The sequence below is a fragment of the Chondromyces apiculatus DSM 436 genome, assembly GCF_000601485.1.
GTDB classification, from domain to species: Bacteria; Myxococcota_A; Polyangia; order Polyangiales; family Polyangiaceae; genus Chondromyces; species Chondromyces apiculatus.
Window position 1 is genome coordinate 78,784 of the sequence record NZ_ASRX01000027.1, and the last position, 25,257, is coordinate 104,040.

The window sequence follows — 25,257 nt, forward strand, 5'->3', positions numbered from 1 at the left end:
GGCCCCGGGCCTGTACGCACGGCCTCTCGAGCGACCTTCGCGGCAGGAGCCGGCTGAATTGCCCGCGCGCGGCGCGCATGGGTACAGTCCCGGGCCATGGATAGCCTTGCCCGGGAACCCGCCCTCTCCGGCCACGCACCTCGTGTCAGCGCCTCTGTCCGCGCTCCCCGCACCGCCCGCGCCGTCGCGCTCACCTCGCTCCTCGCCCTCACCGCGTGCGCCTCGGCGACACCCCCGGCGGCGGAGCCCCGCTGTCCTCCGGCAACGACGCCAACCGCAGCGACGACCCAGGCCACGCCGGCCGCCCCACCTGCAGCGCCTTCCCAGAGCGCGGTGAACGCGCCTCTCCCGAAGGCGCCCGAGGAGGCCCTCAGCCGGCTCCTCTCGGCCCCGCGCGCGGAGCCCGCATGGTTCTCCCCGGACTTCCTCGCCAAGGTCCCCCCGAGCGTCATCGACGGCGTCCTCAAGCAGCTCCGTGACGACATCGGCGCGTTCGTCTCCGTCACGGTGGCCGCGGACCACAGCTACGTCACCCGCTTCGCCCGCGGCACGGTCCCCACCAGGGCCCGCATCGACGCCGAGGGCCGCTTCACCACCCTCTTCTTCGGGCAGCCCGACATCGAGAGAGCGGACCTTGATGGTGCCCTCAAAGCGCTCGCCGCGCTCCCCGGCAAGCGCCACGTGCTCGTCACGACCGACGGCAAGGACCGCATCGCCGAGGGCGCCGACCAGCCCCTCGCCGTCGGCTCGGCCTTCAAGCTCGCCGTCCTCGCCGCGCTGCGCGGCCAGGTGGACGCGAGGAAGCGCACCTGGAAGGACGTCATCACCCTCGATCCCGAGCACCGCAGCCTGCCCTCCGGCCTGCTCCAGGAGTGGCCGGCCGGGAGCATGCTCACCCTCCAGTCTCTCGCTGCGCTGATGATCGCGCGGAGCGACAACACCGCGACCGACGCCCTGATCTCCCTGCTAGGGCGCGCGGCCATCGAGCCCCTCGCGCCGCACGCGCGCCCGTTCCTGACCACGCGCCAGACCTTCGTGCTCAAGTCGAAGGGCGGCGAAGCGCTCCTCGGGAAGTGGCGCAAGGGCGACGAGGTGGCCAGGCGCGCGATGCTCGCCGAGATCGACAAGCGGCCCCTCCCGCCGGTCGACGCCTTCCCCGAGGGCCCCACCGCCATCGAGGACGTGGAGTGGGACTTCTCGGCCCGCGAGCTGTGCGCGCTCATGGACAAGGTCCACGACCTGCCGCTCTTCTCCATCAACCCCGGCGTCGCCAGGGCCAGGGACTGGGAGCGCGTCGCCTACAAGGGAGGCTCCGAGCCCGGCGTGCTGAACCTGACCACCCGGGTCACCGGCAAGGGGCACACCCACTGCGTCGTGGTGACCCTCAACAACGACAAGCCCATCGACGAGACCAGGGTCTTCGGGATCTACGGCCAGATGCTCTCCGCCCTCCGCAGTCAGTGACGCGTCAGTGATGGAAGGGGCGCTCCTTCGGGGTTGACGGACCCCGGGGAGAGGCCTAGGTATGAATTAGTGACCGGTCGAAGTAAAAATCAGACCGACGGGGAACCTGCGCCTCCGTCGCGCCGCGGCCGGGGTCGTCCCCCGCGGGCCGACGGGCGTGAAGAGCTGCTCAAGGCCGGTCTCCTGGCCATGCACGCGCAGGGGTACAACGCCACCGGCGTCGCCGAGATCGTCGAGCGCGCCTCGGCGCCGAAGGGCACCTTCTACAACCACTTCGAGAGCAAGGAAGCCTTCGCCCTCCTGGTCGTCGACCGCTTCTTCGAGCGTGTCTTCTCCCTCTTCGAGGCGCGCATGCAGGACCCCGCGGGCACGCCGCGCGCGCGCCTCCGCGGCTACTTCGAGGACCGGGCAGCCTTCTTCGAGGCGAACGGCTGCCAGCGGGGGTGCCTGCTCGGCAACTTCGGCCTGGAGATGAGCGACCAGAGCGAGATCATCCGCGCCCGCCTCCAGGCTCACTTCGACACCTGGACCGCGCGGATGGCCACCTGCATCGAGGCCGCGCAGCGCGCTGGCGAGGTGCGCGCGGAGGCCGAGCCGGGCGATCTCGCGCAGTTCATCCTGTCGAGCTGGGAGGGCGCGCTCCTCTCGATGCGGATCCAGAAGAGCACCGCGCCCCTGCACGCCTTCCTGCGCTTCGCCTTCGACGGGGTGCTCGGCGCGCAGCGCCCCGAAGATCACGCCGCCAGGTCGCGCGCTGCCGCTGCGCCTGGCGCACCAGGGTCACCACAGAGTCACGAGACGTGAGCGCAGCGCATCTGCCGTCGCAGGTGCCCGGGAAGTGAGATCGTCGAGAGGTGGGACGCCCTGAGCCAGGGGCGTCCTGGTGGGCGCTCGTGCGCGCCCCGGCGGGCGCCCGTGCGCGCGACGGGAAAGGTGCGCCGTGAGCCTGGAAGGAGAGAAGGACCATGAACCAGCGTGACGCGAAGGGCTCGGACGAGACGACAGCCGCGGGGGGGCACGTGCTCGCCCACGGCAAAGCGGGGGCGGGCGATCCGCTCGTGCTCCTCCACAGCGGCGGCTTCACCTCGCGCCAGTGGCGCAAGCTCGCCTCCGACGCCTCGCCCTCGCACCTGGTGATCAGCCCGGATCTGCTCGGCTACGGGGCGACAGGCCCCTGGCCCGAGGGCGAGCCGTTCCACCTGCGGCAGGACCTCGCCGCCCTGGAGGCGCTGATCGACACCCTCGCCGCACCGGTCCACCTCGTGGGGCACTCGTACGGCGGCTACCTCGCGCTCCAGCTCGCGCTCAGACGCCCCGGCACGGTGCGCACCCTCGCCCTCTTCGAGCCTGTCGCGTTCGGCGTCCTGGAGCCGGAAGAGCGCGACGACATCCCGCCGGTCCCGATCGTGCTCGAGCCCGGCGACGAGGCCGGCGACGCGTGGCTCGAACGGTTCATCGACTGCTGGAACGGCCCCGGCGCGTGGCACGTGCTCAACGCCGAGACGCAGAAGGCGCTGCGGAGCGTCCGCTGGAAGCTCTCGCAGGAGGTCTTCGGCCTCGTCGACGACCCCACCCCCCTCGCCACCTACGCCACCATCACGGCGCCCACCCTCCTCCTCGGCGGTGCGCGCTCCCCGGCCTTCGCCGGCCGCATCCTCCGGAAGCTCGCGGCGGCCCTGCCAGCCGCAAGCCTCGAGATCCTCCCGGACGTGGGGCACATGGGCCCCATCACCCACGCCCCGCTGGTCAACGCCGCGATCCTCCAGCACCTCACCCGGCACGAAGCTCCCTCCGCCAAGCCCACCGAGGGACGCGAGGCCTCCTCGTGAGCCAGGGCCTGCCCCTCGCGGCCCCCGCAGACCACGCGCGCGTGGCTCCCGTGGTCTCCTCGCGGGCGCTGCTCGTCCTCCTCGCGTTCGCCAACTTCGCCGTGGGCCTCACCGCGTTCCTGGTGATCGGGATCGTCTCCCCGGTGGCCCAGGCCTTCGCCCTCAGCAAGGCGGAGGCGGGCTTGCTGATGACCACCTACGCCGTCAGTTACGCCCTCACCTCTCCCCTCCTCGTGGCGGCCACGGGCAAGCACGATCGCGCCCACGTCCTCGTCGCCGGCGTCGCGCTCCTCAGCACGGGCGCGACCCTCGCAGGGCTCGCCCCGAGCTACGGACTGGTCCTCGTCGGCCGGGTGGTCATGGCCCTCGGCGGCGGGCTCGTCACCCCCGTCGCCGCGGCCGTCGCCGTGGCCACCGTGGAGCCTGCCCAGCGCAGCCGCGCCCTCGCCCTCGTCTTCGGCGGCATGACCCTCGCGCCTGCCCTCGGCGTGCCGCTCGGCGCCTTCATCGGCTACGCCCTCGGGTGGCGGGTCGCCTTCGGCCTCGTCGCCCTGCTCTCGCTCGGCGGCGCCCTGGTCCTCGGCCGCTTCGTGCCCCGCGGCCTGAACGTCCCGCGCACCTCCGTGAGCACCCTGCGCGCCGTGCTGGCCACGCCCCGCTTCCTCTGGGCCATCGCGTTCACGGCCTTCTCGGTGGGGAGCGCGTTCGTGATGATCACCTACCTCGCGCCCTTCCTGGAGGCGCGCCACGGCCTCGGCCGCAACGGCGTCACGCTGATGCTCTTCGTCTTCGGCGTCGGCGCCTTCCTCGGCAACTCTCTGGGCAGGCTCCTCACCGAGCGGATCGGCCCCACGCCTTCCCTCGTCGTCGCCGCCCTCGCGCAGCTCGCCCTGATGCCGGTGCTCACCGTCGTCCACCTGCCCCTCGTGGCCACGGGCGCGCTGATCGGGATCTGGAGCGTGTTCGGCTGGTCGATTCACGTCCCCCAGCAAGCGCGCCTCGCCGCGCTCGACCTCCAGAAGGCCCCGGTGCTCCTCGCGCTCCACGGCGCCGCCATCTACGTCGGCAGCTCGCTCGGCGCCGCGCTCGGCGGGCAAGCGCTCAAGCGCGCCGGGTCTGTGACCCTGCCCTCCTCGTGGGGCTCGGCGTTCGCGCCTGATGCCTTCTCGGCGCTGGGTCTGGTGGGAAGCGCCCTCGCGCTCGCGGCGCTCGCCTCTATCTGGCTCGTCGCCCGGGTGCGCTGGAAGCGCTGAGCGGAAGCGGCCCCGCCGCGCGCCTCACGCTCGCGAGCATGTGGCCGGGGACATGGTGCGCTTCCTGAGGCGACGGGCGCCAGGCCCGAAGCGGCAACACGCTCTGGAGACTACGGGTGGATCGCGGAGTGGGGGGCCCCGACGAGCTTTGCTCGACGGGGGGCGGGGGCGCGAGCCCCTGCCGTGGGAATCAGTCGAGCCACTTGCCCATGCCCTTGGCGCAGTCTGCCTGGGCCGTCTCCTTCGTGTACTTCGGGCCCTGGTAGTTCACGAGCATCCCCATCGCCTTGCAGGTACCGACGATGTTGTCGGTGGGGCAGGAGGTGACCACCTTGGCCTTGAGGACCCCGGCCAGCTCGTTGATCTTCGCGCTGTCGAACTTGGCCTTCTCGGCCTCCGGCACGGGGAGCAGGGCGCACTGCGCCTCGTCGTCCGGCACCTGAAGGTAGCCCACCACGACCTCGCCGGGCTCCAGACCCTTCTGGGCCGCCGCCGGCTTGGCCGCCGTGGTGCTCCCGGGCTTCGCCGAGTCCTGCGTGCCCTCCGTCCCCGCCTCCTTGGAGCATGCGGCGAGGAACACCATGGCACACGTCACGAGCATCTTCTTCATGAACCGCTCCCGTAAGCACGAGCATCGGGCGGTGCCCCTCCAGAGCGAGAGACCATCCGCCGGCACACCGGACGATCCGGTGCTGCATGGCGCGGGTACTCCATCGCCTCAGCCATGACAAGAAGGTGGCCTCCCCCGCGCCTCACGGGACCTCTGCGCTCCCTCGCTGCCGTGGCCACCCCCACATCTGCTCACCCCGCCTGCGAGGGCTACGTCGGTGGTCCCGGGGGTTGAACCGCCCCCCGGGGCTGTTTACACCTTCCTGTATGACCTGCCGCACCGACGACTCCGGCGCGATCATGACTGCGGCCCGGCGCTCGGCCGGCTTGCGCGTGGAGCGCGTGTACGCCTCCCGGCAGTTCGCCAACGGCGTCTTCAGCAACCCCACCGGCATCGGCCCCGATCTCAAGGGCAGCCCCTGGCCCTTGCTCGGTGAGTACTTCGCGCGCGGCGTGCAGCGCAGGCCGCCGGGACCCCTCCCCCTCGAACGGCCGCACGCCACCTGGGAGAAGCCCCCGTCGACCGGCTTCCGCGCCACCTGGCTCGGCCACAGCACCGTGCTCCTCGAACTCGACGGCCACCGCGTGCTCACCGATCCCGTCTTCGGCGAGCGCGCCTCCCCGGTCAGGTTCGCCGGGCCGCGCCGCTTCCACGAGGTCCCCGCGACGATCGACGAGCTCCCCGCACTCGACGCCGTGATCCTCTCGCACGATCACTACGACCACCTCTGCCGCACCACCATGCTGGCCCTCGCCCGCAAGCAGGTCCCCATCGTCACCTCGCTCGGCGTCGGCGCGCACCTCGAACGCCTCGGCATCGCGCCCGAGCGCATCATCGAGCTCGACTGGGGCGAGTCCACCGAGATCGCCGGCCTTCACCTCACCGCCACCCCCTCGCAGCACTTCTCGGGGCGCGGCATGAGCGACAGGAACACCACCCTCTGGTCCTCCTGGGTCATCGCCTCCGAGCGCCGCAAGGTCTTCTTCTCGGGCGACACCGGCCTCACCCCCCAGTTCGAGGACATCCGCCGCGCCCACGGCCCCTTCGACCTGGTGATGCTCGAAGTCGGCGCCTTCCACCCGAGCTGGGGCGGCATCCACCTCGGCCCCGAGAACGCCCTCAAGGCTTTCGAGATGCTCGGCGGTGGCACCCTCCTGCCGGTCCACTGGGGCACCTTCAACCTCGGCCTGCACCCCTGGGACGAGCCCGCCGAGACGTTGCTCACCCTCGCCACCGCGCAGCGCCAGCGCATCCTCACCCCTCGCCTCGGCGCCGCCATCGAGCCCGAGCACGTCGAGGGCCCGACCCCCTGGTGGCGCGAGGTCCTCGCCGCCGGCAAGGACGTTTCCACCGCACCGCCCGCTCCGCCCGCGCCGACGGACCTGCCGCTCGACCACCCCACGGGCGCCTGACACCCAGCCCATCCTGGTGAGACGCGCGACCTCCGCTGACCCGTGACCGCACCTGCGGTAACCTGGACACGTGAGCTTGAAGCGGGTTCGAGGCGCGCTGGCGTCGCTCTGCGGTCTGATCGTCGCCGCGGGGGCCTCCGGCCTCTCCGGCGCGCTCGGCTGTGCCGTGGTCCTCGGCATCGAGGACGTCTCCCTCGATCCGGCGGGCAGCGGCGGCAGCGGACAGGGCGGCGATGCGGGCGAGGGCGGCGCGGGCGGCGCGGGTGGCGCGGGTGGCGCGGGTGGCACAGGGGGCCAGGCCCAGACGGACTTCGTGCTCCTCATTCCCGCCTCCGAGATCGACGTGCCCTATGAAGGCACCACCTACGTGGACGTGGAGATCGTCCGTTACGGCGGGTTCGACGAGTCCGTGGAGGTCACCGCGCAGGGCGCCCCGCCCGGGCTCGTCACGGTGCCGCTCACCATCCCGTCGGGGAGCAGCGTGGGCCAGTTCGAGGTCGGAGCCTCGGGCCCCCTCGTGCTCGGCACCGTGTTCTCCCTCACCCTCGTCGCCAACGCCGGCGCGCGGACCCGCACGGACACCGTGCAGGCGCACGTCACCGGCAAGCCCGGGACGCTCGACATGTCCTTCGGCGCGGGCGGCATCACCGCCTGGACGCTGAACTCCGACGGCGGCCTGGTGAACCAGGTCCGCGAGACGGTGGGCGAGAAGATCCTGGTCGCCGCCAACAGCTACAACGGCCTGGGCGCGGGCAGCTTCGAGGGCGCCCGCCTCCTCGCTGATGGAACCCTCGACCCGAGCTTCAGCGGCAACGGCTACACCCGCGCCACCTTCTGCCAGTGCACCAGGGATCACCAGGCCCACGCCGCCCTCCGCCAGCTCAACGGCAACGTGCTCCTCGTCGGCTTCGGCAACCGGGGCTCGGGGTTCACCGACGACATCGCCCTCCTCCGGCTGGGAGACGACGGCCTCGAAGAGAGCGTGGGGGGCGACGAGGGCAACATCACCATCGATCTCGGCGGCAACGAGTACGCCCTCACCGCAGAGCTCACCGCGAACGAGCGGGTGGTGGTCGCCGGGCAGCGCAACGGCCAGCTCTTCGCCGCGCGCTTCGTCCCCCAGTTCGTCGCGATCGACCCCACATTCGCCGCGCCGAACGGCTGGATCGTGCCGAACCTCGGCGGCACGTTCAGCAGCGGCGAGGCGCTGGTCATCGATCAGGCGGGGCGCACCCTCATCGCGGGCTGGGTGGAGAGTGCCGGCGACCGGGACGTGGTGCTGCTGCGGCTCACGGCGGACGGCGCACTGGACCCCACGTTTGGCGACGGGGGCATCGCCCGCGTCGCGAGGCCTGGCAACCAGTACGCAGTGGCCCTGGCGCTCGCCTCCGAGGGCCGCATCGTGGTGGCGGGCGGCACCGACCAGGGCGGGGCGTCGGACTACCTGGTCCTGCGCTTCGATGCCTCCGGCACGCTCGACGACACCTTCGGCAGCGGCGGCCTCACCACGGCGCCGCACGCCGGCAGCGACCATGCGACGGGCCTCGCGGTGCTCCTCGACGGCCGCATCGTCGTCGGCGGCAACAGCAGCGCCGGACCCCTCCTCACCCGCTTCCTCCGCACCGGAGCGCTCGACCCCACCTTCGGCACCGGCGGGGTGCAGGCCCTCTACCTGGGCGCCGAGGGCGTGCTGAGCACCCTCGGCCTCACCTCGGGTGGCAGGCTCCTGCTCGCAGGCACCCGCGAGAGCTTCCCCTACAAGGGTTTCGTCGCACGCGCCTGGAACTGAGGCGGTTGGAGCCGAGGCGAGTGGAACTCAGGCGATGACGTACAGGATGACCGACAAGCTGCTCGGCAAGACCCTCGACGATCGCTACACCGTCGTCCGGCTCCTCGGCAAAGGTGGCATGGGCGCGGTGTTCGAGGCCCGCCACACCGGCACTGGCCGCCGGGTGGCGCTCAAGGTCATCCTCCACGCCGCGCCCGAGGACATCCACCTCACCCGCTTCCTCCGCGAGGCCCGCGCCGTCGGCGCCGTGGAGTCGGAGCACATCGCCCAGGTGTTCGACACTGGCCGCGACCGCGACACCGGCGCGCCCTACATGGCCATGGAGTTCCTCGAAGGCGAGGACCTGCAGGCCCTCCTCGAACGCCTCGGCCCCTTGCCCGTGGACCTCGCCCTGCGCATCGCCCACCAGGCCTGCCTCGGCCTCGACGCCGCCCACGCCGCGGCCATCATCCACCGCGACATCAAGCCCGCGAACCTCTTCCTCGCCCGCAAGCCCGGCGGCGGCCGCATCGTCAAGCTGCTCGACTTCGGCATCGCCAAGACTGTGGAGCCCACCCTCGGCGACGGCGGCCTCACCAAGACCGGCGCCATGCTCGGCTCGCCCCTCTACATGTCTCCCGAGCAAGCGCGTGGCCGCGGCCTCGTCGACGCCCGCAGCGATCTCTGGTCGATCGGCGTCACCCTCTACCAGTGCCTCTCCGGGCGCCGCCCCAACGAGGGCATCGAGGCCCTCGGCGAGCTGATCATCACCCTCTGCAGCACGCCCGCGCCGTGGCTGCAGGAGGTGGCGCCCTGGGTGCCGCCCGAAGTGGCGCAGGTGGTGCACCGGGCCCTCGCCATCGCCCCCGCATCCCGGCACGCGAGCGCGGGCGAGATGGCCTCCGCCCTGCGCGCCCTGCTCCCGCACGGCCACGAGATCACCGAGGCGATGCTCGTCCCCCTCCCCGCGGCCACCCGGTCCTTCGTCGCGTCGCGTGGGGCCCCGCCGGAGATGCTCGCGACCGCGTCCGCGACCACGCTCTCCACCCCCGGAAGCCGACCCGGGGGCGGCGCGCGCGCGCGCATCGGAGGGCTCCTCGCGGGCGCGCTGGCCGTCGCGGCCGTGGCGGGTGCCTCCGTGTACTGGGTGGTCCGCGGCGACGCTCCGTCCGGAGGGCCCGCGCCCGCCGGCAACGCGACGCCGCTCCCCCCCGGCACGGCGTCTCCCTCGCTGCCGACGCCGCCCACGCCGCTCACGCCGCTCACGCCGCTCACGCCGCTCACGCCCACTGTCACCCCCGCCGACACCGCGGGAGGAGGCACGGCCCCTCCCGCGGCTTCGGCGCACGCATCCTCCGCGGCAGCCTCGACGACTCCATCTCTCGCGGGGACCGCTGCCGCGCCCGCCGCGACCCCGCAGGGCGCAGGAACCCCGACGAAGAAGTCCACGACGCCCTCCGGCGCCCCGACCCGAAAACCCACCCCGAAACCGAACGGCGCCCCCCCTCCGAGGAGTGACGATGAAACGTCGAGGAAGTGACCCTGCCGCAGCGTGCCTCGCCGCGCTCCTGTCCCTCCCCGCCCTCCTGTCCCTCCCCGCAGGCACGGCGTGGGCGCAGATGGCCGCCGATCCTGCCGCCGCCGAGGCCCTCTTCCGCGAGGGCCGCGACCTCGTCGCCCAGGGCAAGCTCCCCGAGGCCTGCCCCAAGTTCGCCGCGAGCCAGCGCCTCGACCCGGGCTACGGCACCCTCTGGAACCTCGCCGACTGCCTCTCCCGCACCGGCCGCACCGCCAGCGCCTGGGCCGCCTTCCGCGAGGCCGCCGACATGGCCCGGCGCATGGCCCAGGACGACCGCGAGGCCAAGGCCACCCGCCGCGCCACCGAGCTGGAGCCCCAGCTCGAACGCATGACCCTCGCCGTGAAAGCGCCCGTCCCCGGCCTCGTGGTGAAGCGCGACGGCGTGCTCGTGGACGACGCCGCCTGGGGCGTGGCGCTCCCGGTGGACCCCGGCAAGCACGCCATCGAGGTCACCGCGCCCGGCAAGGCCCCGTTCACCACCGAGGTCACCTCCGCCGGCCCCGGCAAGACGCTCACCGTCGCGATCCCGGCGCTCGCCGACGCCCCTGCTGGCGCCACAGCCGCATCACCTGCCGGCACAGGGGCGCCTTCCGCCGGCACGTCGGGCCCCCTGCCCGATGCGCCCAGCGCTTCCTCGGACAGCGGCGCCTCGACGCGCCGGACCCTGGCCTTCGTGTCCGGCGGCATCGGCCTCGCAGGCGTGGTGGTGGGCTCGGTCTTCGGCGTCACCGCCAGCTCCCGGTGGAGCAAGGCCCGCGACGAGCACTGCCGGACCGAGACCCTCTGCGACGCCGAGGGCGTGGCGCTCACCGACGACGCCAGCAAGGCCGCGACCGTCTCCACCCTCGGCTTCATCGTCGGAGGCGCCGGGATCGCCGCTGGCGTCGCGCTCTTCGTCAGCTCCCTCGGAGGCGGCGACGACAAGCCCCAGGCGGCGCGGCTCACGGTGGCCCCCGCCGTCGGCCAGGGCAGCGGCGGTGTCCTCGTGCTGGGCCGTTTCTAGCGCCCTCCGCCCGGGCGACGCTCCGGTGGGTCGAGCCGCGCCTCGATGCACAGCGCCGACGTCAGCACGAGCGGCGCTCGCACCATGCTGAGGTGGTCGCCGGGGACCATCGCCAGCTCGATCGGTCGACCCAGAACCTCGCTCCATCCCAGGTCGGGCGCGCCGTCGGTGTCGTTCGAGGCACGCAGGAGAGTGACGGGCACCTCGACCGGACGCACCTGCCAAGACGCCATCATGTGGCTGCTCTTCTCCGCCGTGAGGAGAAGCTGACGCAGGTAATCGATGAGGCCCGTCGTCGGCGCCAGGTCTCCCGCTTGGTCGACCACGGCCGCGGCCAACCGCTCCAGTCCACGCTCGATGAGGAGAGGAGAGCTGATCGAGCACGGACTGCTCAAAGGTCCAGACCGGCAAGGTAGGCCGCAAGGAACGCGCGAGAGCCAGGTAGGCGAGGCCCATTCCGCCGAGCGGCGGGGTGAGGAAGAGCGGGCACTCAGCCCCCGTGCGGCGCAGCGGCAAGAGGCAGGTGGGCGCGGGATGCTCGGAAGTGGAGATCTGCAACGCGCGCGTGAATGCGGGAGAGCGCGGCGCGGTGTGGCCCGCGGACAGCGCCGCCCGCTCCAGCTCCGGCGCGGGCAATGCCTTGCGGTCGACCTTGCCATTGGGGGTCAGCGGCAAAGCATCAAGCACCACGAACGCCGCCGGCACCATGTAGCCAGGGAGGCTGGCAGCAAGGTAGGCGCGCAGCTCCCCGACCGAGGGCACCGCCGCCCACCACGTACGCCACCAGCCTCGCCTCGCCCGGTACGTGGTGTCCTCGGTCGGGCCATAAAGGTCGCGGACCACATCGATGGACGTCGTGCGGTAGATGGCGTCGACGGTGGCTCGGTCCAGCGCCTCGCCAGCGAGGTTGATGCCTCGAAGCGTGCGCGGTAGCCCCCTCGCTCAAGAAGCGCGCGCACCGCGGAGGGAACGGTCACCAGCAAACTGGGTGCCGGTGTGTCGCCGAGCGTGTGCAGCGAGAGGGCGTCACGGACCAGGAGGATGCAGCCGCCACACACCAGCGGCGCAAAGAGCTCGAAGAACGACACGTCGAAGCTGCAGCCGAAGAAGGCCGAGATGAAGGCGAGCCCCTGCTCGAACAGGAGCAGCACCCGCTGCCCGGAGAGGCCTGAAGCGTCGAGCCACGCACCGACCGCACGCGCGCGCTGCGCAAGCTCGGCGGACGTGAGCGTGTCCTCTTCGCGCTCACCCTCCGCGAGGAACGTGAACAGGCGCAGCGACGGGTCCTGGTCCGCGCGGGCTTCGAGGACATCGATCAGGGTGCGGGAAGTCGCTTGCTTTCCGTGGTCCATCGAGATGATCCGCTCCATGCAGGGAGGGCTCTCCTGCCCGAAGCTGCGGCTTCAGGTCACCGCGGAGCCCGGGCTGCCCTGGCGCCGAACGGTCGGAAGGTCCCTGCTGGCTGCGGGCTTAAGCCGTTCCTTGGATCAGGTAAAGACGTGTCGCGACGCTCTGCGCAGGAGCACACTGGCTCGATCAAACAATCGAGTGAGGCCGGACGTCGCCCCCTCGCGCTACCGGCCCCGCTTCGCTATCGCCGGTCCCGCCGCCGTGATCGGCCGCGTCTTCGCGAGCTTCCGGGGCCCCCGAGGCTTCGCCGCGACAACCCCCGGCATCGGCAAGGTCGGCTCCGGCGCCGTCTCCACGTCAGCGTCGTTACCCGCGACCGGCGATGCCTCGAACCCCGGCAAGGGCAGCGTCTCGCCCCGCGGCCGCGCCGCAGCCGGGGCCCGCTTCACCGTCACGTTGCTCGACCGCGGCGCCGGGTAGTCGATGCCCTGCCCCGCGAGGAGCTGCGCCACCGTGAGGATCTGGATGCGCGGGTGCCGCCCCCAGGGCGAAGCATGGAAGCCTGCCGTCGCGGCCTCCTTCACCATCTCCCGCGTCGGCGGGTGCATCGTGAGCAGCACCCCGATCTCGGCCTCCTCTCGCGCCAGCACCCCGCGCAGCTCCCGGACGTGCACGGGCATCACCTTGCCGGCCTTCACCGAGATGACGATCTGCTTCGTCTTGCCGTCGCGTCCGGGGTCGTCCTGGAAGAAGAGCCGCCCGTCGATGCCCCTGTCGGGCCCGCGCTTCTTCTCGGCCGGGCGGGCGCCCACCTGCCCGAGGATCCACAGCTCGAACTGGTGCGGGTTGTCGGCCGCGAGCTGCCTCGCGTCCTCCACCGAGCTCGGCTCGCCCACCACCGCGAACGCCGCTCCGGCGCCGAACGACGAGATCAGCCGGTGCTTCACGAGGCCGATCGCGAGGTAGGTGATGTCGATCCCGATCCAGCGACGCCCCAGCCTCTGGGCCACCGCCACGGCCGTGCCGCACCCGCAGAAGGGATCGAGCACCACGTCGCCCTCGTCGCTGCTCGCGCGGACGACCCGTTCGAGGAGCGCCTCGGGCTTCTGGGTGGGGTAGCCGAGCCGCTCCTTGGCGACGGGGGCGATGACGCCGACCTCCCAGGTGTCGGACAGCGGCGGCCCGAGCGTCTCCTCGTCGACGACGCCCGGCTTGCGGTGCCCCGATGAGAAGTCGGCGCGCTGCTTCTTCGTGCCGAAGGTCTTCAGGGTCGACGGGGCCAGGGACTCGTAGCCGTGGAGCGTGTTGAACTTCTGCTCGCCGTTCGCCCCCTTGCTGTAGAAGAGCAGCACGTCGTGCATCTTCTGGAACTGCCGGGCGACGGTCGGCCAGCGCCGGTAGCGCCAGATCACCTCGTTCCGGAAGCACGCGGGGCCGAAGAGCGCGTCGAGCAGCACCTTGAGGTAGTGGCTCGCCGTCGGATCGCAGTGCAGGTAGAGCGAGCCGGTCGGCTTGAGCACCCGGCGCAGCTCGACGAGCCGGAGCGACATCATGCACAGGTAGGCCATGATGTCGCTCTCGCCGAGGAACTGCCGGAGGGATCGGGTGGTGATGGCGAGCTGGTCGCCCCGGTCGACGATCTCCCGGTAGGCGGCCTCGGACTCGAGGCCCCAGGTCCACGTATCCTCGAACGCCTGGATCTGGGCTGCCGCCTTGGCGCCCTCCCGCGACTCGAAGATGATGTTGTAGTTCTTGCCGCTCTGGAACGGGGGGTCGAGGTAAACGAGGTCGACGGACGCATCCGGCACGTGCTGCCGGAGGACGTCGAGGTTGTCGCCGTAATACAGCGTTCCCTGCCGCGCCCGGTCCTGCCCCCCGGGGACGCGCTTTCCTGTCATGGCGCGCGATCGTGCGCCCCGCGCCGCGCCCTGGCCCAGTAAGCTGCAGTCTCTGCCCTGTGCGACGTCCGCAGAGGTCACGCGGGGAGCCGAGGTGCCCGACCTGCATCGGCGCCGAGGTCACCTCGCTGGCCGCAGGCGCCCTGTCGCCCGGGGGAGAGGACGCGCAGGAAACCGGCACCGCGGGGCCCAGGTCTGGAGGCGTGAAGGAGGAAGCCGGAACTTCCTCCGCCCTCGCGGGAGAGGTGCGGTCGGTGTCCGACGGTCCCATGCCCGCTGCGGGAATGCGTGCGTCGCCTCCCCTGCCAGCGTCCTCTCGCGCGGGGGGGCCTGCTGCTGGAGCGTCACCGCCCCTCTTCCCACGGGGAAGGGGTACGGTCGGGAAGCTGCTTCCGTTCCTCCCCCGGGGAGAGGACGCGTCGGCGCCTCCGCATGCCTCTCGCGCGCGGAGGAGCGTCCGTCGGAGGGCGCCTCCCGCCCCTCTTCCCGCGGGGAGAGGGCGCTGTCGGAGACCCGCCGTACCCCTTCCCGCCGTGGATGAAGCGTTGACGACGGCCCCCGTACCTCTTCCCGCAGGGGCGAGGGTCCGTCGGCGACCCCCGTACCTCTCCCGCGGCAGACACGATGCCGTTGGCGGCCGACGACACCCCTTCCACGCAGCACCGCGGCGCCCTCTGCTTCCGACAGCACCCCTTCCACGCAGCACCGCGGCGCCCTCTGCTTCCGACGGGACCTCTCCGCGGCCAGAGGCTCCCCGGGCGTCGCACCACGCTCGTGTTGCGGCCTACCGGAACGGTGGTGCCGTCGGGCCCCGCAACGCCCGCTTCGGCGGGGGTGATGTCCGACCCCTACCCACGTGACGCATTCCTGCGGGGCGAGGGCCGGCCAGCACTTTGCCGAATCAATTCAACGGGGTGATCTGCTGGCCGGCCAGTGGCCGGCCATTGCGGCCGCAACGAATACGAGGTCCGGATGGCGCCGACGCGTGGTCAGCGCGTCACCGCGAAGCATTCGTTAAACACCGCTGTAGCAACCTCTGCGCCACCAAGTGCGATTGCGATTCGTCAACGACGTGACGTTTCGGTCTTGCACCGCAATGGTCCATCGCTAAATAGGCATTCGCGGCCCGGCACCCTTTTCTTTGAACGCAACCCGCCGGGCCGTTTGCTGGAGGCAATCCCATGGCACTCAGGACGTTGAAGTCATCCACGGCAATGATCACCCTCATGCCGCACCCCACGTTCACCACCAGCCAGCTCAAGGCGTACCCGCACGGGGCGCCTTACGTGGCGCTCTTCGAGGCCCTGTGCGACGAGGGCAAGGAGGTGATCGTGCACGAGATCGAGCACGCCCAGGCCGTGGCCGAAGCGCAGGCGCTCGTGGTGCGCGTCGACGCGAAGCTCGACGCCTTCGCGGGCAGGCTCTCCACGACGCTGCTCGACCTCGCGGGAAACGATCGGAAGAGTGGGCTCTATCTGCACTACTTTCCGAAGGCCCTCAACGAGACGACGCGGCCCGTGCTGGGGGACCAGCTCGACACCATGAAGAAGTGGCTGCTGTCGCTGACGAAGAGCAACCACGCGGCGCTGACGGCGCTCGTGTCCGAGCTGACGGCGCTCCTCACCGAGGCGGATACGGTGAAGGCGGCGCGGGACGCCGCGCTCCACGCGAAGCGGGAGTTCCGCGACGTGGGCGAGCGACAGGAGTGGCTCGACCGCCTCAACGCCGCCAGGAAGGACGTGTACGGCCAGCTCTCCAAGCTGCCCCACGAGCACAAGGAGCTGCCGCCCAACTTCGCCGACCGCTTCTTCCTGGCGGATCAGCGCCGTGACAGCGAGGAAGACACCGTGGAGTCGGTGCAGGCCGAGCTGGAGCTGAACCGGCAGGCGGTCCTGGAGCTGGAGGCGCGGCTCGTGGAGGTGCAGGCCGCGGAGGCCGAGGCCCAGCAGGAGGCCGACGCGCGCGCCGCGCAGGAAGCGGCGCTCGTCGAGATGGACAAGGCGGTCGCGGCGCTGAACAAGCAGCGCGCGCAGCTCCGCTCCCAGCTCGCCTCAGCGCGCTGATCAGGTGTCGAGAACGGTGGCCGCCGCGTGCGGCCACGCCGCTATGCCCGGCGACGGGGCGCGGTCTTGCCGCTCCCCTCCCCCTTGCTGCTCCCCTCCCCCTTGCGCCTCCCCTCCCGCCTGCCATTGACCTCGCGAATCACTTCGATGAAGGCGCGCAGCCCAGCCGGCAGGTGACGACCTGCCGGGTAATACAGCGCGAGCCCCGGGAATGGCGGGGTCCACTCCGCGAGCACCCGGACCAGGCGCCCGGCGGCGAGATCCTTCGCGACGTACCACTCGGCGAGCAGGGCCACGCCCATCCCGGCGCGCGCGGCGTCGAGCATGAGCAAGGGAGCATCGAGGATCAGGCGGCCCGGGACGTCGAGGTGCAGGGTCTCGCCGTGGTGCGCGAGCTCCCAGCGGGAGGGGGCGCCGCTCGGGAGGCGGGCGCGGATGCACTCGTGGGCGGCGAGGTCGGCGGGGACGCGGGGCGGAGGATGCGTCGCGAAGTAGTCCGGGGAGGCGACGATGGCCATGCGCAGGTCGCCGCCGAGGGGGACGCGGACCATGTCGCGGGGGACGTGCTCGCTGAGGCGGATGCCGGCGTCGTAGCCCTCGGCGACGATGTCGATCATCCGGCCCTCGGTGACAATGTCCACGGTCATGGCCGGGTAGCGCCGGAGGTACGCGAGGACGATGGGGGCGAAGACCGCGCGCGCGGCGCCGAGGGCTGCATTGATGCGCAGCGTGCCCGCGGGGGTCTGGCGGAGGCTGTTCACGGCCTCCATGGCGCCCTGGATGTCGCCCAGCGCGGGGGCGATGCGGGCGACGAACTGCTCGCCGGCCTCGGTGAGGGAGACGCTGCGCGTGGTGCGGTGGAAGAGGCGCACGCCGAGGCGCGCTTCCAGGCCGGCGACGGCGCTGCTCAGGGCGGAGGTGGACATCCCCAGCTCCGCGGCGGCGGGGCGGAATCCCTTGCGCCTGGCCACGGCGAGGACGGCCTCCAGCTCCACCAGGCCCGTGCGGTGCATTGTCCCGGTTTCTAGGACGCGGCATCCCGCGGTGTCCAGCTTCTCAGGGGGAACCCAGGTCCGTAGGTTCTGGGCACGGAGGCGGCGAGCCATGCGCGAGATCCAGCAGCTCTACATCGACGGGGCCTTCGTGGAGCCCCATGGGACCGAGACGGTGGAGATGATCAATCCCGCCACCGAGGAGGTGATCGGGCGGGCGCGTCTCGGCGACGCGGAGGACACCCGGCGCGCCATCGCGGCGGCGAAGCGGGCTTTCCCGGTGTTCTCGCGCACGGGCAAGGAGGAGCGCCTCGGCATGCTGCGGCGGCTCCAGGAAGCGGTGCTCGCGCGCGCGGACGACCTGCGCGAAGCGACCCTCGCGGAGTATGGCGGGCCGTACGCGCGGGCGTCGTGGACTGCCCGGTATGCCGCGTCGGCCTTCCAGGACGCGGCGGAGACCCTGGCGGGGTATGCGCTCTCCCGCAGCGTCGGGGCGTCGACGGTGGTCATGGATCCCGTGGGCGTCGCGGCGCTGATCACGCCATGGAACAGCAGCGCGGGATCCCTCTGCAGCAAGCTCGCCATGGCCGTGGCGGCGGGGTGTACGTGCGTGATCAAGCCGAGCGAGATGAGCGCGCTCCAGACGCAGATCGTCACCGAGGCGCTCCACGCCGCCGGGCTCCCGGAGGGGGTGTTCAACGTCGTCGCCGGGCGCGGGGAGGAGGTCGGAGGGGCGCTGAGCGAGAGCCCGGACGTCGCGAAGATCTCGTTCACAGGGTCGACCGCCACCGGCAAGGCGATCCTGCGCGCGGCGGCGGGGACCCTGAAGCGGGTGAGCCTGGCGCTCGGCGGCAAGTCGCCGACGATCCTGCTGGAGGACGCCGACCTCGCCGAGGCGGTGCCGTTTTCGCTGCAGGCGGCGTTCCAGAACAACGGGCAGGCGTGCATCGCGGGGAGCCGGCTCCTCGTGCCCAGGGCGCGGCTCGCGGAGGTCCTGGCGCGCGTGCGGGAGGGGGTGGCGGCGATGAAGGTCGGGGATCCGCGCGATCCGGCGACGACCCTGGGACCGCTGGCCAGCGCGGCGCAGGTCGCGCGCGTGCAGCGCTACATCCGCCTCGGGCTGGAGGAGGGCGCGACGCTGGTGACCGGCGGGGAAGGACGGCCCGAGGGGCTAACGCGCGGCTACTTCGTGAGGCCGACGGTGTTCGCCGACGTCCGGAGCGAGATGGCGATCGCGCGGGAGGAGGTCTTCGGCCCGGTGCTGGCGATCCTCACCTACGAGGGCGAGGAGGAGGCCATCCAGCTCGCCAACGACTCGGACTTCGGGCTGCAGGCCTACGTGTTCTCGGCCAGCGTGCCGCGGGCGCGGGCCGTCGCGATGCGGCTCCAGGCAGGGAGGGTGCTCGTCAACGGGCTGCACCACGATCCCCTGGCGCCGTTCGGGGGGTTCAAGCAGTCGGGGATCGGGCGGGAGTTCGGGGTGCTCGGCCTGGAGTCGTTCCTGGAACCGAAGGCGATCCTCGGCCCTGGAGCGTGAGCGCAGACGGCGCTCCAGGGAAACCCAGGGCGAGACGTCCTGCCCAGGGGGGCCCTCAGACCTTGGGGACGGCCATGCCGCGCTGCACGGCGGGGCGGGCGCCCACGGCGTCGAGCCAGCGCTGCACGGCGGGCTTCTGCGCGACGCTCTCGGCCAGGAACTCGCCGAGGAAGGTCCGCGAGTTGACCGCCCAGGGGTAGGTGGCGATGTCGGCGATGGAGTACTCGTCGCCCGCGAGGTAGGCGCTGTCGGTGAGGCGCTTCTCCATGACGCCGAGGAGGCGGTTCGCCTCGTCGGCGTAGCGCTTGATGGCCGTCGGGATCTTCTCCTTGGAGAAGACGCCGAAGAACCCGAGCTGGCCGAACATGGGGCCGAGGCCGCCGATCTGCCAGTGCAGCCAGGCGATGGCCTCGTAGCGGGCGGGGCCTGAGGGGGCGAGGAGCTTGCCGGTCTTCTCGGCGAGGTAGGTGAGGATGGCGCCGCTCTCGAAGAGGGCGATGCGGCCGCCTTCGGCCTCGTCGTCGACGAGGGCGGGAATCTTGTTGTTGGGGGAGATGGCAAGGAAGGCGGGGTCGAACTGCTCGCCCTTGGAGATGTCGACGGTCTTGACCTCGTAAGGGAGGCCCAGCTCTTCGAGCATGATGGAGACTTTGCGGCCGTTGGGGGTGGTGAACGTGTAGAGGGTGATCATGGCCGACCGTTGTACTCCCCCGAGGCGCCGGGGGCATCGCCCATCCGGTGAGGGCTGAATCCAGGGAAGGCGCGCTCGTTTCCCGGCGAGCATTCCCGGCGAGAATTCCCGCAGATTCGGGCCCGGAGCGTTCGGTGCAGCATGGTGAGGTTCACTCACCGCGGAACGACAGTCGGCCTCAGGTGAGATCGTGGGCCGGAGAGCTGCGCTGCGCCTAGCGAGGGCCGGAGAGGGGCGTGTAAGGTGCTCCGGACACGGGGGAACGAAAGGACGGTTGTTCTCGCATGCGCGTCAAGCTCTACGTCAGCGATCCCGGGCTCGCGGCTTCGCAGTCACACAGGACCATCGAGGTGAAACATCTGCGGGCGCTGCGGCGCGCGGCGACGAAGCTCGCGAAGGAGACCGGGAAGGTGGTCCACGCGCGCTCGGTGCAGCCGCGGGCGTCGTTCGTCAGGCTGACCTACAGGACGTCGAGCAAGGGGAGGGTGGGAGGCCAGGCGCACGCCGAGTCGCCCTACTGCGTCTATCCGGAGAGCGCCGCCAAGGCGTGAGCGCGGCCCTGTTCCCCGAGCCGCGGTGTTCCAGCGCGTTCCAGCGCCCTCCAGGGCCTGAGCGCTGACGCCGCGGTTCGGGCGTGGTGGGCGCGTCGTCCGCGAGGTCGGCTGGGGCCTCGGGTCCCCGAGCGGAACGGCCCCCGGGGTGCCAACCGAGGTTGTCCATGCCCTGCGTGGTGGCAACCATCATTGACGGTACGGCGGGAGAGCCCCAAGAAATCCGCGGGGTTACACGGACCTGTGCGGCGGTTCGCGGTTTGCAAAGCGCGGCCTGCATGAAACTTTCCCTCCCCTGGCGCGGTGGCTCCTCGAGGACACGAGGCATGCGGTTCGCGGCGCTCTGCGGGCTGACACTCCCGCTCCTCGTCGCCGGATGCGGGGACGATCGAAAGCTGTACCCCGCCCCCGAGGTCCCCGGAGAGAACGTCTTCACCGGCAACCTCTTCGCCCACGAGCAGCAGCTCGATCTGCTCCTCACCATCGACAACTCCCGATCCATGAAGGAGAAGCAGGAGATCCTCGCGGCGGCGATCCCCAGGCTCCTCCAGGGGCTGACGAACCCGCCCTGCCTGGATGGCGCAGAGGCGCCGGTGGCCGCGCAGCCTGCGGGGCCGTTCGATCCCTGTCCGGCCGGATCCTGGCGGGAGCGCCTCGCGTACAGGGACATCCACGTGGGGGTGATCAGCACCAGCCTCGGGGGGCACGGGTCGGACTCGTGCCAGGTGGAGGACGCGGCGACGCGCTCGAACAACGATCGGGGTCACCTGCTCGCGCGCTCGTCGCCCGAACTCGACGGAGACCTCGCGGAGAAGACGTACGCGGGGAAAGGGTTCCTCGCGTGGGACCCGGCCCAGGAGCTGGACGGGGAGCCGTTCTCGCCCGGCGCCGACGACGGCGAGATCGATCTGGAGGCGGACTCGGAGCGTGACCAGAACACGACGGCGCTGATCCCCGTGCTCACCGAGATGGTCCAGGGCGTGGGGCAGATCGGGTGCGGCTACGAGGCGCAGCTCGAGAGCTGGTACCGGTTCCTCGTCGATCCGGAGCCGTACGAGACCCTCTCCGTGGTCGACGGCGAGGCGACGCCGCAGGGGATCGACGAGGCGCTGCTCAAGCAGCGGGCCGACTTCCTGAGGCCCGGGTCGACGGTGCTGATCGTGCAGCTCTCCGACGAGAATGACTGTTCGATGCGCGAGGGCGGCCTCGCCTACCTGGCGGCGCAGATCCAGCAGGACGACGGCTCGGCGTACCGGATGCCGCGGGCCCGGAACGAATGCGCGTTCGATCCGGGAGACGCGTGCTGCGCGTCGTGCGCGCAGTCGCCGCCGGAGTGCCCCGAGGACCCGACCTGCTTCGTGAACGGCGACCCGGCGCAAGGGATCGACACGGTGCCGAGCTACGCGGACCACCCGAACCTGCGGTGCTTCGACCAGAAGCGGCGTTTCGGCGTCGACTACCTCTACCCGCTCTCGCGCTACGAGGAGGCGCTGAGGAACCCGCAGATCCAGAACCGCGCGGGGGAGATCGTCGACAACCCGCTCTTCCTGGATCTCGATCCGGACGATGCGGACCGGGGCACCCGCTCCTTCATCTTCTTCGCGGGGATCGTGGGCGTGCCCTGGCAAGACCTGGCCCGGGATCCCGCGGACCTCTCCAGGGGCCTCAAGGATTCGCTGGAGCTCAACAACGAGGCCGCCGGCGGGCGGTCGGCGTGGGACATCATCCTCGGGGTCGCGGGGTCGAGCACGGGCCCCCGCGATCCCTTCATGCGCGAGTCGATCGAGCCTCGCTCGGGCACGAACCCGATCACGGGAGACGCGATGAGGCCGGCCGGGTCGACCACACCGAACGCGATCAACGGGTCGGAACACAACGATGCCGTCCAGTCTGACCTGCAGTATGCCTGCATCTTCGATCTGCCCGAGGCCGTCGACTGCGCGGCGAACCCCGATGGCTGCGAGTGCGTCGTCGGCAACGACAACCCGCTGTGCGCGCCGGACCCCGCGAACGGCGGGGAGCGGACGCTGCGGGTGAAGGGGAAGGCTTACCCGGGGCTGCGGCAGCTCCAGCTCCTGCGGGCGCTGGGCAACCAGGGGATCACCGGGTCGGTGTGCCCGGCGCAGCTCGACGACGCGGCGCGCGCCGATGTGGGGTACGCGCCGGTGGTGGACGCGATGCTCGATCGGCTGCTGGGGATCCCGTACACGTCGACATGCCTGGAGTCGCCGCTCAAGGTGCAGGCCGAGGGGCAGGTCTCGTGCACGATGGTCGAGGGCCGGTACGTCACCGGGGCGTGCACCTGCGCGGAAGCGCGCGGACGGCGGGAGGTTTCGGAGGCCGGCGCGGCGCTCGTGGAGGGGCTGAAGTCAGACGCGCAGCTCCCCACCGCGCTGGAGGCGCCGAACTGCTTCTGCGAGATGGCGCAGCTCACGGGGGAGGCGCTCCAGGCGTGCCAGTCGGACGTGAGCGAGCCGGTGCAGACCGCGGGCGGGGAGACCGTCCACGGGTGGTGCTACGTGGACGCCGACCAAAGGGTGGGAGCGCCGGAGCTGTCCGCCTCCTGCATGCAAGGTGCGCAGCGGGCGCTCCGGTTCGTGGGCCAGGGGGCGCCCACGGAGCCGTCGGTGGTGGCCCTGTCCTGCATCACGAAGTGACGTCCCGGCCGCGGGCGCTGCCCAGCGATCCTCGACCGCAACCGCAGCAGTGCCAACGTGGGTTGCCCATGCAATCCCCGACCGCAACGGGGTTGACGGAGCGGAAGGCGCAGCCACCCACGATCGCGCGGTGTTTCGCGGATCCAGTCGGCGGTCCGTGCGTTGCACTGCACAGCCCGCATGAAGACACCTCTCCTCAAGCGTGATGCGCGCGCGTGGTCTCGTCCCGCGCGGCTCGCAGCTCTGTGCGGTCTCGCGCTCCCGGTCGCGGCTTCCGGATGCTCGGGCGAGCCCGCGCCGACCGGTCCCTTTGCCATCATCACCTCCCAGGGGACCTGGGACCGCACTTCCGAGGAGCAGCTCGATCTGCTCTTCACCATCGACAACTCCGGGGGCATGGGGGATGCGCAGCAGCTCCTGGCGCAGGCGATCCCGCAGCTCATGACGAGGCTCTTGAACCCGCCGTGCAAGGACGCGGAGGGGACTCCGGCAGCCACGCAGCCGGCGGGGCCGTTCGATCCTTGCCCGGCCGGTGGGTACCGGGAGCGGACGCGGTTCAAGGACGTCCACGTGGGGGTGATCAGCACCAGCCTCGGGGGCCATGGTGGCAGCTTCTGCTCGCGGGAAGGGTCACCGTCGAACGACGATCGAGGACACCTTCTCGCGCGCTCGGCGCACACCGGCCTCGGCAACGATCTCGCGGAGAAGACGTACGAGGGGAAGGGGTTCCTCGCCTGGGATCCGGCCCAGAAGCTCGGAAGAAGCCCCTTCGTGACCGGGCCGGGCGACGGGGAGGCGGATCTGGAGGTGGACTCCGCGGGGGACGGGAACGTGACGGCGCTGATCCCGGTGCTCACGGACCTGGTGCAGGGCGTGGGCGTGAGCGGGTGCGGGTTCGAGTCGCAGCTCGAGAGCTGGTACAGGTTCCTGGTCGATCCGGAGCCGTACGAGACCATCCCCGTGATCGACGGCGAGGCGGTGCCGCAGGGGCTCGACGAGGCGCTGCTCCAGCAGCGGGCCGATTTCTTGAGGCCGGGGTCGACGGTGATGATCGTGCTGCTCTCCGAGGAGAACGATTGCTCGATACGCGAGGGCGGCCGCGCCTACCTGGTGGCGCATGGGGGGGTGGTGGACAATCAACACATCACCATGCCGAGGCCGCGGAGCGAGTGCGCGTCCGATCCCGACGACCCGTGCTGTGCGTCGTGCGCGCAGTCCCCGGCGGCGTGCCCGATGGATCCGACCTGCTTCGTGAACGGGGATCCGGCGCAGGGGGTCGCGCACCTGGTGCACTTCCTGAGCGATCACCCCAACCTGCGCTGCTTCGACCAGAAGCGGCGGTTCGGCGTCGATTACCTCTACCCCATCTCGCGCTACCACCAGGCGCTGACGAGCCCGACCATCCAGAACCGCGCGGGGGAGATCGTCGCCAACCCGCTCTTCCTGGACCTGGATCCGGCAGACGCGGAGATGGGTGTCCGGAGCGCGCAGAACATCTTCTTCACGGGGATCGTGGGCGTGCCCTGGCAAGACCTGGCGCGCGATCCCGCGGACCTGTCCCAGGGGCTCAAGAACGCCGAAGAGCTCGCGAGGAAGGGGAGCGACGGGCGGACGACGTGGGACATCGTCGTCGGGGACCCCGCGATGCGGGAGGCGCCCGCGGATCCCTTCATGCGCGAGTCGACCACGCCGCGCTCGGGAGCGAACCCGATCACGGGAGACGCGGTGACGCCCCCCGGGACGATGACCCTGAACCCGATCAACGGATCGGAGCGCGCCGACCGCGGGGATGACCTGCAGTTCGCCTGCGCGTTCGATCTGGCGGAGCCTGTCGATTGCAAGACGGGCCTGCCAGGGTGCACCTGCCCCCCGGACAACGACAGCCCGCTCTGCGCGCCGAACCCCGCCGATGGTGGGGAGCGGACGCTGCGGGTGAAGGGGAGCGCCTACCCGGGGCTGCGCCAGCTCGAGCTGCTGAAGGCGCTCGGGGACCAGGGGATCACGGCCTCGATATGCCCGGCCCAGCTCACCGACGCGGGGCGGGCGGACTTCGGCTTCACGCCCGTGGTGCAGGCGATCCTCGACCGGATGACGGTGATCTACGAGTCGAGCGGGTGCCTCGCGCCGAAGCTCGCGCAAGAGCCGGATGGTCACGTCTCCTGCGCGGTGATCGAGGCGCGGTCGGGGCTGTCTTCCCCGGAGGCCTGCACCTGCACGAAGGCGCGCGGGCGGGTGTTCCTGTCGCCAGCGCTGGAGGAGGCCGCGGTGCTGCCATGGGCGCCGGGCCAGGCGCCGAGCGGGACGCCGGAGTTCAACTGCTTCTGCGAGATCGAGCAGCTCGAGGGGGAGGCGCTCGCGGCGTGCCAGTCGGACGCGGTCGAGCCGGTGCAGACGCCCGACGGGGAGGTCCTACACGGCTGGTGCTACGTGGACGCGGAGCAGGGGGTGGGGTCGCCCGAGGTGGTGCAGAAGACGCTCGACGCCTGCGCCCCCTACCAGTCGTGGCAGATCCGGTTCGTGGGCAACGGAGCGCCGGTGGAGCCGTCGTACCTGTTCGTGGCCTGCGAGGGAGGCTGATCAGCGCGGTCAAGGGTGCCAGG

19 protein-coding genes are annotated in these 25,257 nt (G+C 71.5%); 13 read left to right on the forward strand and 6 right to left on the reverse strand.

Annotated elements, in window-relative coordinates:
• The first annotated feature begins 96 nt into the window (after positions 1-96).
• The 4 genes from CAP_RS18915 to CAP_RS18930 all read left to right on the forward strand — a co-directional run bounded on the left by CAP_RS18915 (position 97) and on the right by CAP_RS18930 (position 4,546).
• Complete coding sequence (locus CAP_RS18915; RefSeq protein ID WP_081865029.1) at positions 97-1,464, forward strand: serine hydrolase; 1,368 nt, start codon at positions 97-99, stop codon at positions 1,462-1,464.
• A gap of 69 nt (positions 1,465-1,533) precedes the next feature.
• A complete protein-coding gene (locus CAP_RS18920; RefSeq protein WP_231511559.1) occupies positions 1,534-2,268 on the forward strand; it encodes a TetR/AcrR family transcriptional regulator in 735 nt (244 codons plus the stop codon).
• A gap of 161 nt (positions 2,269-2,429) precedes the next feature.
• A complete protein-coding gene (locus CAP_RS18925) occupies positions 2,430-3,293 on the forward strand; it encodes an alpha/beta fold hydrolase (RefSeq protein ID WP_052375489.1) in 864 nt (287 codons plus the stop codon).
• The gene (locus CAP_RS18930; protein ID WP_044242965.1) at positions 3,290-4,546 is read left to right on the forward strand and encodes an MFS transporter; all 1,257 of its coding nucleotides are present in this window, start codon (positions 3,290-3,292) and stop codon (positions 4,544-4,546) included. The genes CAP_RS18925 and CAP_RS18930 overlap by 4 nt, the downstream gene beginning before the upstream one ends.
• A gap of 190 nt (positions 4,547-4,736) precedes the next feature.
• On the opposite strand, the gene CAP_RS50585 is transcribed toward CAP_RS18930, so the two are convergent.
• The gene (locus CAP_RS50585) at positions 4,737-5,156 is read right to left on the reverse strand and encodes a hypothetical protein (RefSeq protein ID WP_044242968.1); all 420 of its coding nucleotides are present in this window, start codon (positions 5,154-5,156) and stop codon (positions 4,737-4,739) included.
• 266 nt (positions 5,157-5,422) lie between these two features.
• On the opposite strand from CAP_RS50585, the gene CAP_RS18940 reads away from it, so the two are divergent.
• From CAP_RS18940 to CAP_RS18955, 4 genes are all read left to right on the forward strand, one after another.
• Complete coding sequence (locus CAP_RS18940) at positions 5,423-6,568, forward strand: MBL fold metallo-hydrolase (protein ID WP_231511560.1); 1,146 nt, start codon at positions 5,423-5,425, stop codon at positions 6,566-6,568.
• 70 nt (positions 6,569-6,638) lie between these two features.
• Positions 6,639-8,357 carry a hypothetical protein gene (locus CAP_RS18945; RefSeq protein WP_052375490.1) on the forward strand — a complete coding sequence of 573 codons (1,719 nt, stop codon included), beginning with the start codon at positions 6,639-6,641 and terminating at the stop codon, positions 8,355-8,357.
• 34 nt (positions 8,358-8,391) lie between these two features.
• Positions 8,392-9,876 (forward strand): serine/threonine-protein kinase, encoded by a 1,485-nt coding sequence (locus CAP_RS18950; RefSeq protein ID WP_231511561.1) that lies wholly within the window; start codon positions 8,392-8,394, stop codon positions 9,874-9,876.
• Positions 9,857-10,918, forward strand: a complete 1,062-nt coding sequence (locus tag CAP_RS18955; RefSeq protein WP_044242969.1) for a tetratricopeptide repeat protein — start codon at positions 9,857-9,859, stop codon at positions 10,916-10,918. Before CAP_RS18950 ends, CAP_RS18955 begins: the two co-directional genes overlap by 20 nt.
• Here the strand turns inward: CAP_RS18955 and CAP_RS18960 are convergent.
• The 3 genes from CAP_RS18960 to CAP_RS18970 form a co-directional block, all read right to left on the reverse strand.
• Positions 10,915-11,244, reverse strand: coding sequence for a hypothetical protein (locus CAP_RS18960; RefSeq protein WP_156040931.1), 330 nt, complete (start codon positions 11,242-11,244; stop codon positions 10,915-10,917). The two genes, CAP_RS18955 and CAP_RS18960, sit on opposite strands and share 4 nt — an antisense overlap.
• A gap of 339 nt (positions 11,245-11,583) precedes the next feature.
• A complete protein-coding gene (locus tag CAP_RS18965) occupies positions 11,584-12,288 on the reverse strand; it encodes a hypothetical protein (protein ID WP_044242975.1) in 705 nt (234 codons plus the stop codon).
• 204 nt (positions 12,289-12,492) lie between these two features.
• Positions 12,493-14,166, reverse strand: a complete 1,674-nt coding sequence (locus tag CAP_RS18970) for a DNA methyltransferase (protein WP_052375491.1) — start codon at positions 14,164-14,166, stop codon at positions 12,493-12,495.
• A 1,181-nt stretch (positions 14,167-15,347) separates the two neighbouring features.
• On the opposite strand from CAP_RS18970, the gene CAP_RS18975 reads away from it, so the two are divergent.
• Positions 15,348-16,229, forward strand: a complete 882-nt coding sequence (locus tag CAP_RS18975) for a hypothetical protein (RefSeq protein ID WP_197041252.1) — start codon at positions 15,348-15,350, stop codon at positions 16,227-16,229.
• A 41-nt stretch (positions 16,230-16,270) separates the two neighbouring features.
• Here CAP_RS18975 and CAP_RS18980 read toward each other — a convergent pair whose 3' ends face one another.
• Complete coding sequence (locus CAP_RS18980; RefSeq protein WP_044242979.1) at positions 16,271-17,242, reverse strand: LysR family transcriptional regulator; 972 nt, start codon at positions 17,240-17,242, stop codon at positions 16,271-16,273.
• A gap of 91 nt (positions 17,243-17,333) precedes the next feature.
• Between CAP_RS18980 and CAP_RS18985 the strand changes: the two genes are divergently transcribed.
• Entirely contained in the window at positions 17,334-18,758 is a 1,425-nt protein-coding gene (locus CAP_RS18985) for an aldehyde dehydrogenase family protein (RefSeq protein WP_044242981.1), read from the forward strand.
• Between the two features lie 55 nt (positions 18,759-18,813).
• Here CAP_RS18985 and CAP_RS18990 read toward each other — a convergent pair whose 3' ends face one another.
• Positions 18,814-19,449, reverse strand: a complete 636-nt coding sequence (locus tag CAP_RS18990; RefSeq protein ID WP_044242983.1) for a glutathione S-transferase family protein — start codon at positions 19,447-19,449, stop codon at positions 18,814-18,816.
• A gap of 284 nt (positions 19,450-19,733) precedes the next feature.
• Here CAP_RS18990 and CAP_RS18995 point away from each other — a divergent pair, with 284 nt between their 5' ends.
• The 3 genes from CAP_RS18995 to CAP_RS19005 all read left to right on the forward strand — a co-directional run bounded on the left by CAP_RS18995 (position 19,734) and on the right by CAP_RS19005 (position 25,234).
• Positions 19,734-20,000 (forward strand): hypothetical protein, encoded by a 267-nt coding sequence (locus CAP_RS18995; RefSeq protein ID WP_044242985.1) that lies wholly within the window; start codon positions 19,734-19,736, stop codon positions 19,998-20,000.
• 326 nt (positions 20,001-20,326) lie between these two features.
• A complete protein-coding gene (locus CAP_RS19000; protein ID WP_044242988.1) occupies positions 20,327-22,657 on the forward strand; it encodes a hypothetical protein in 2,331 nt (776 codons plus the stop codon).
• A 180-nt stretch (positions 22,658-22,837) separates the two neighbouring features.
• Positions 22,838-25,234, forward strand: a complete 2,397-nt coding sequence (locus CAP_RS19005) for a hypothetical protein (RefSeq protein WP_044242989.1) — start codon at positions 22,838-22,840, stop codon at positions 25,232-25,234.
• The last annotated feature ends 23 nt before the right edge of the window (positions 25,235-25,257 follow it).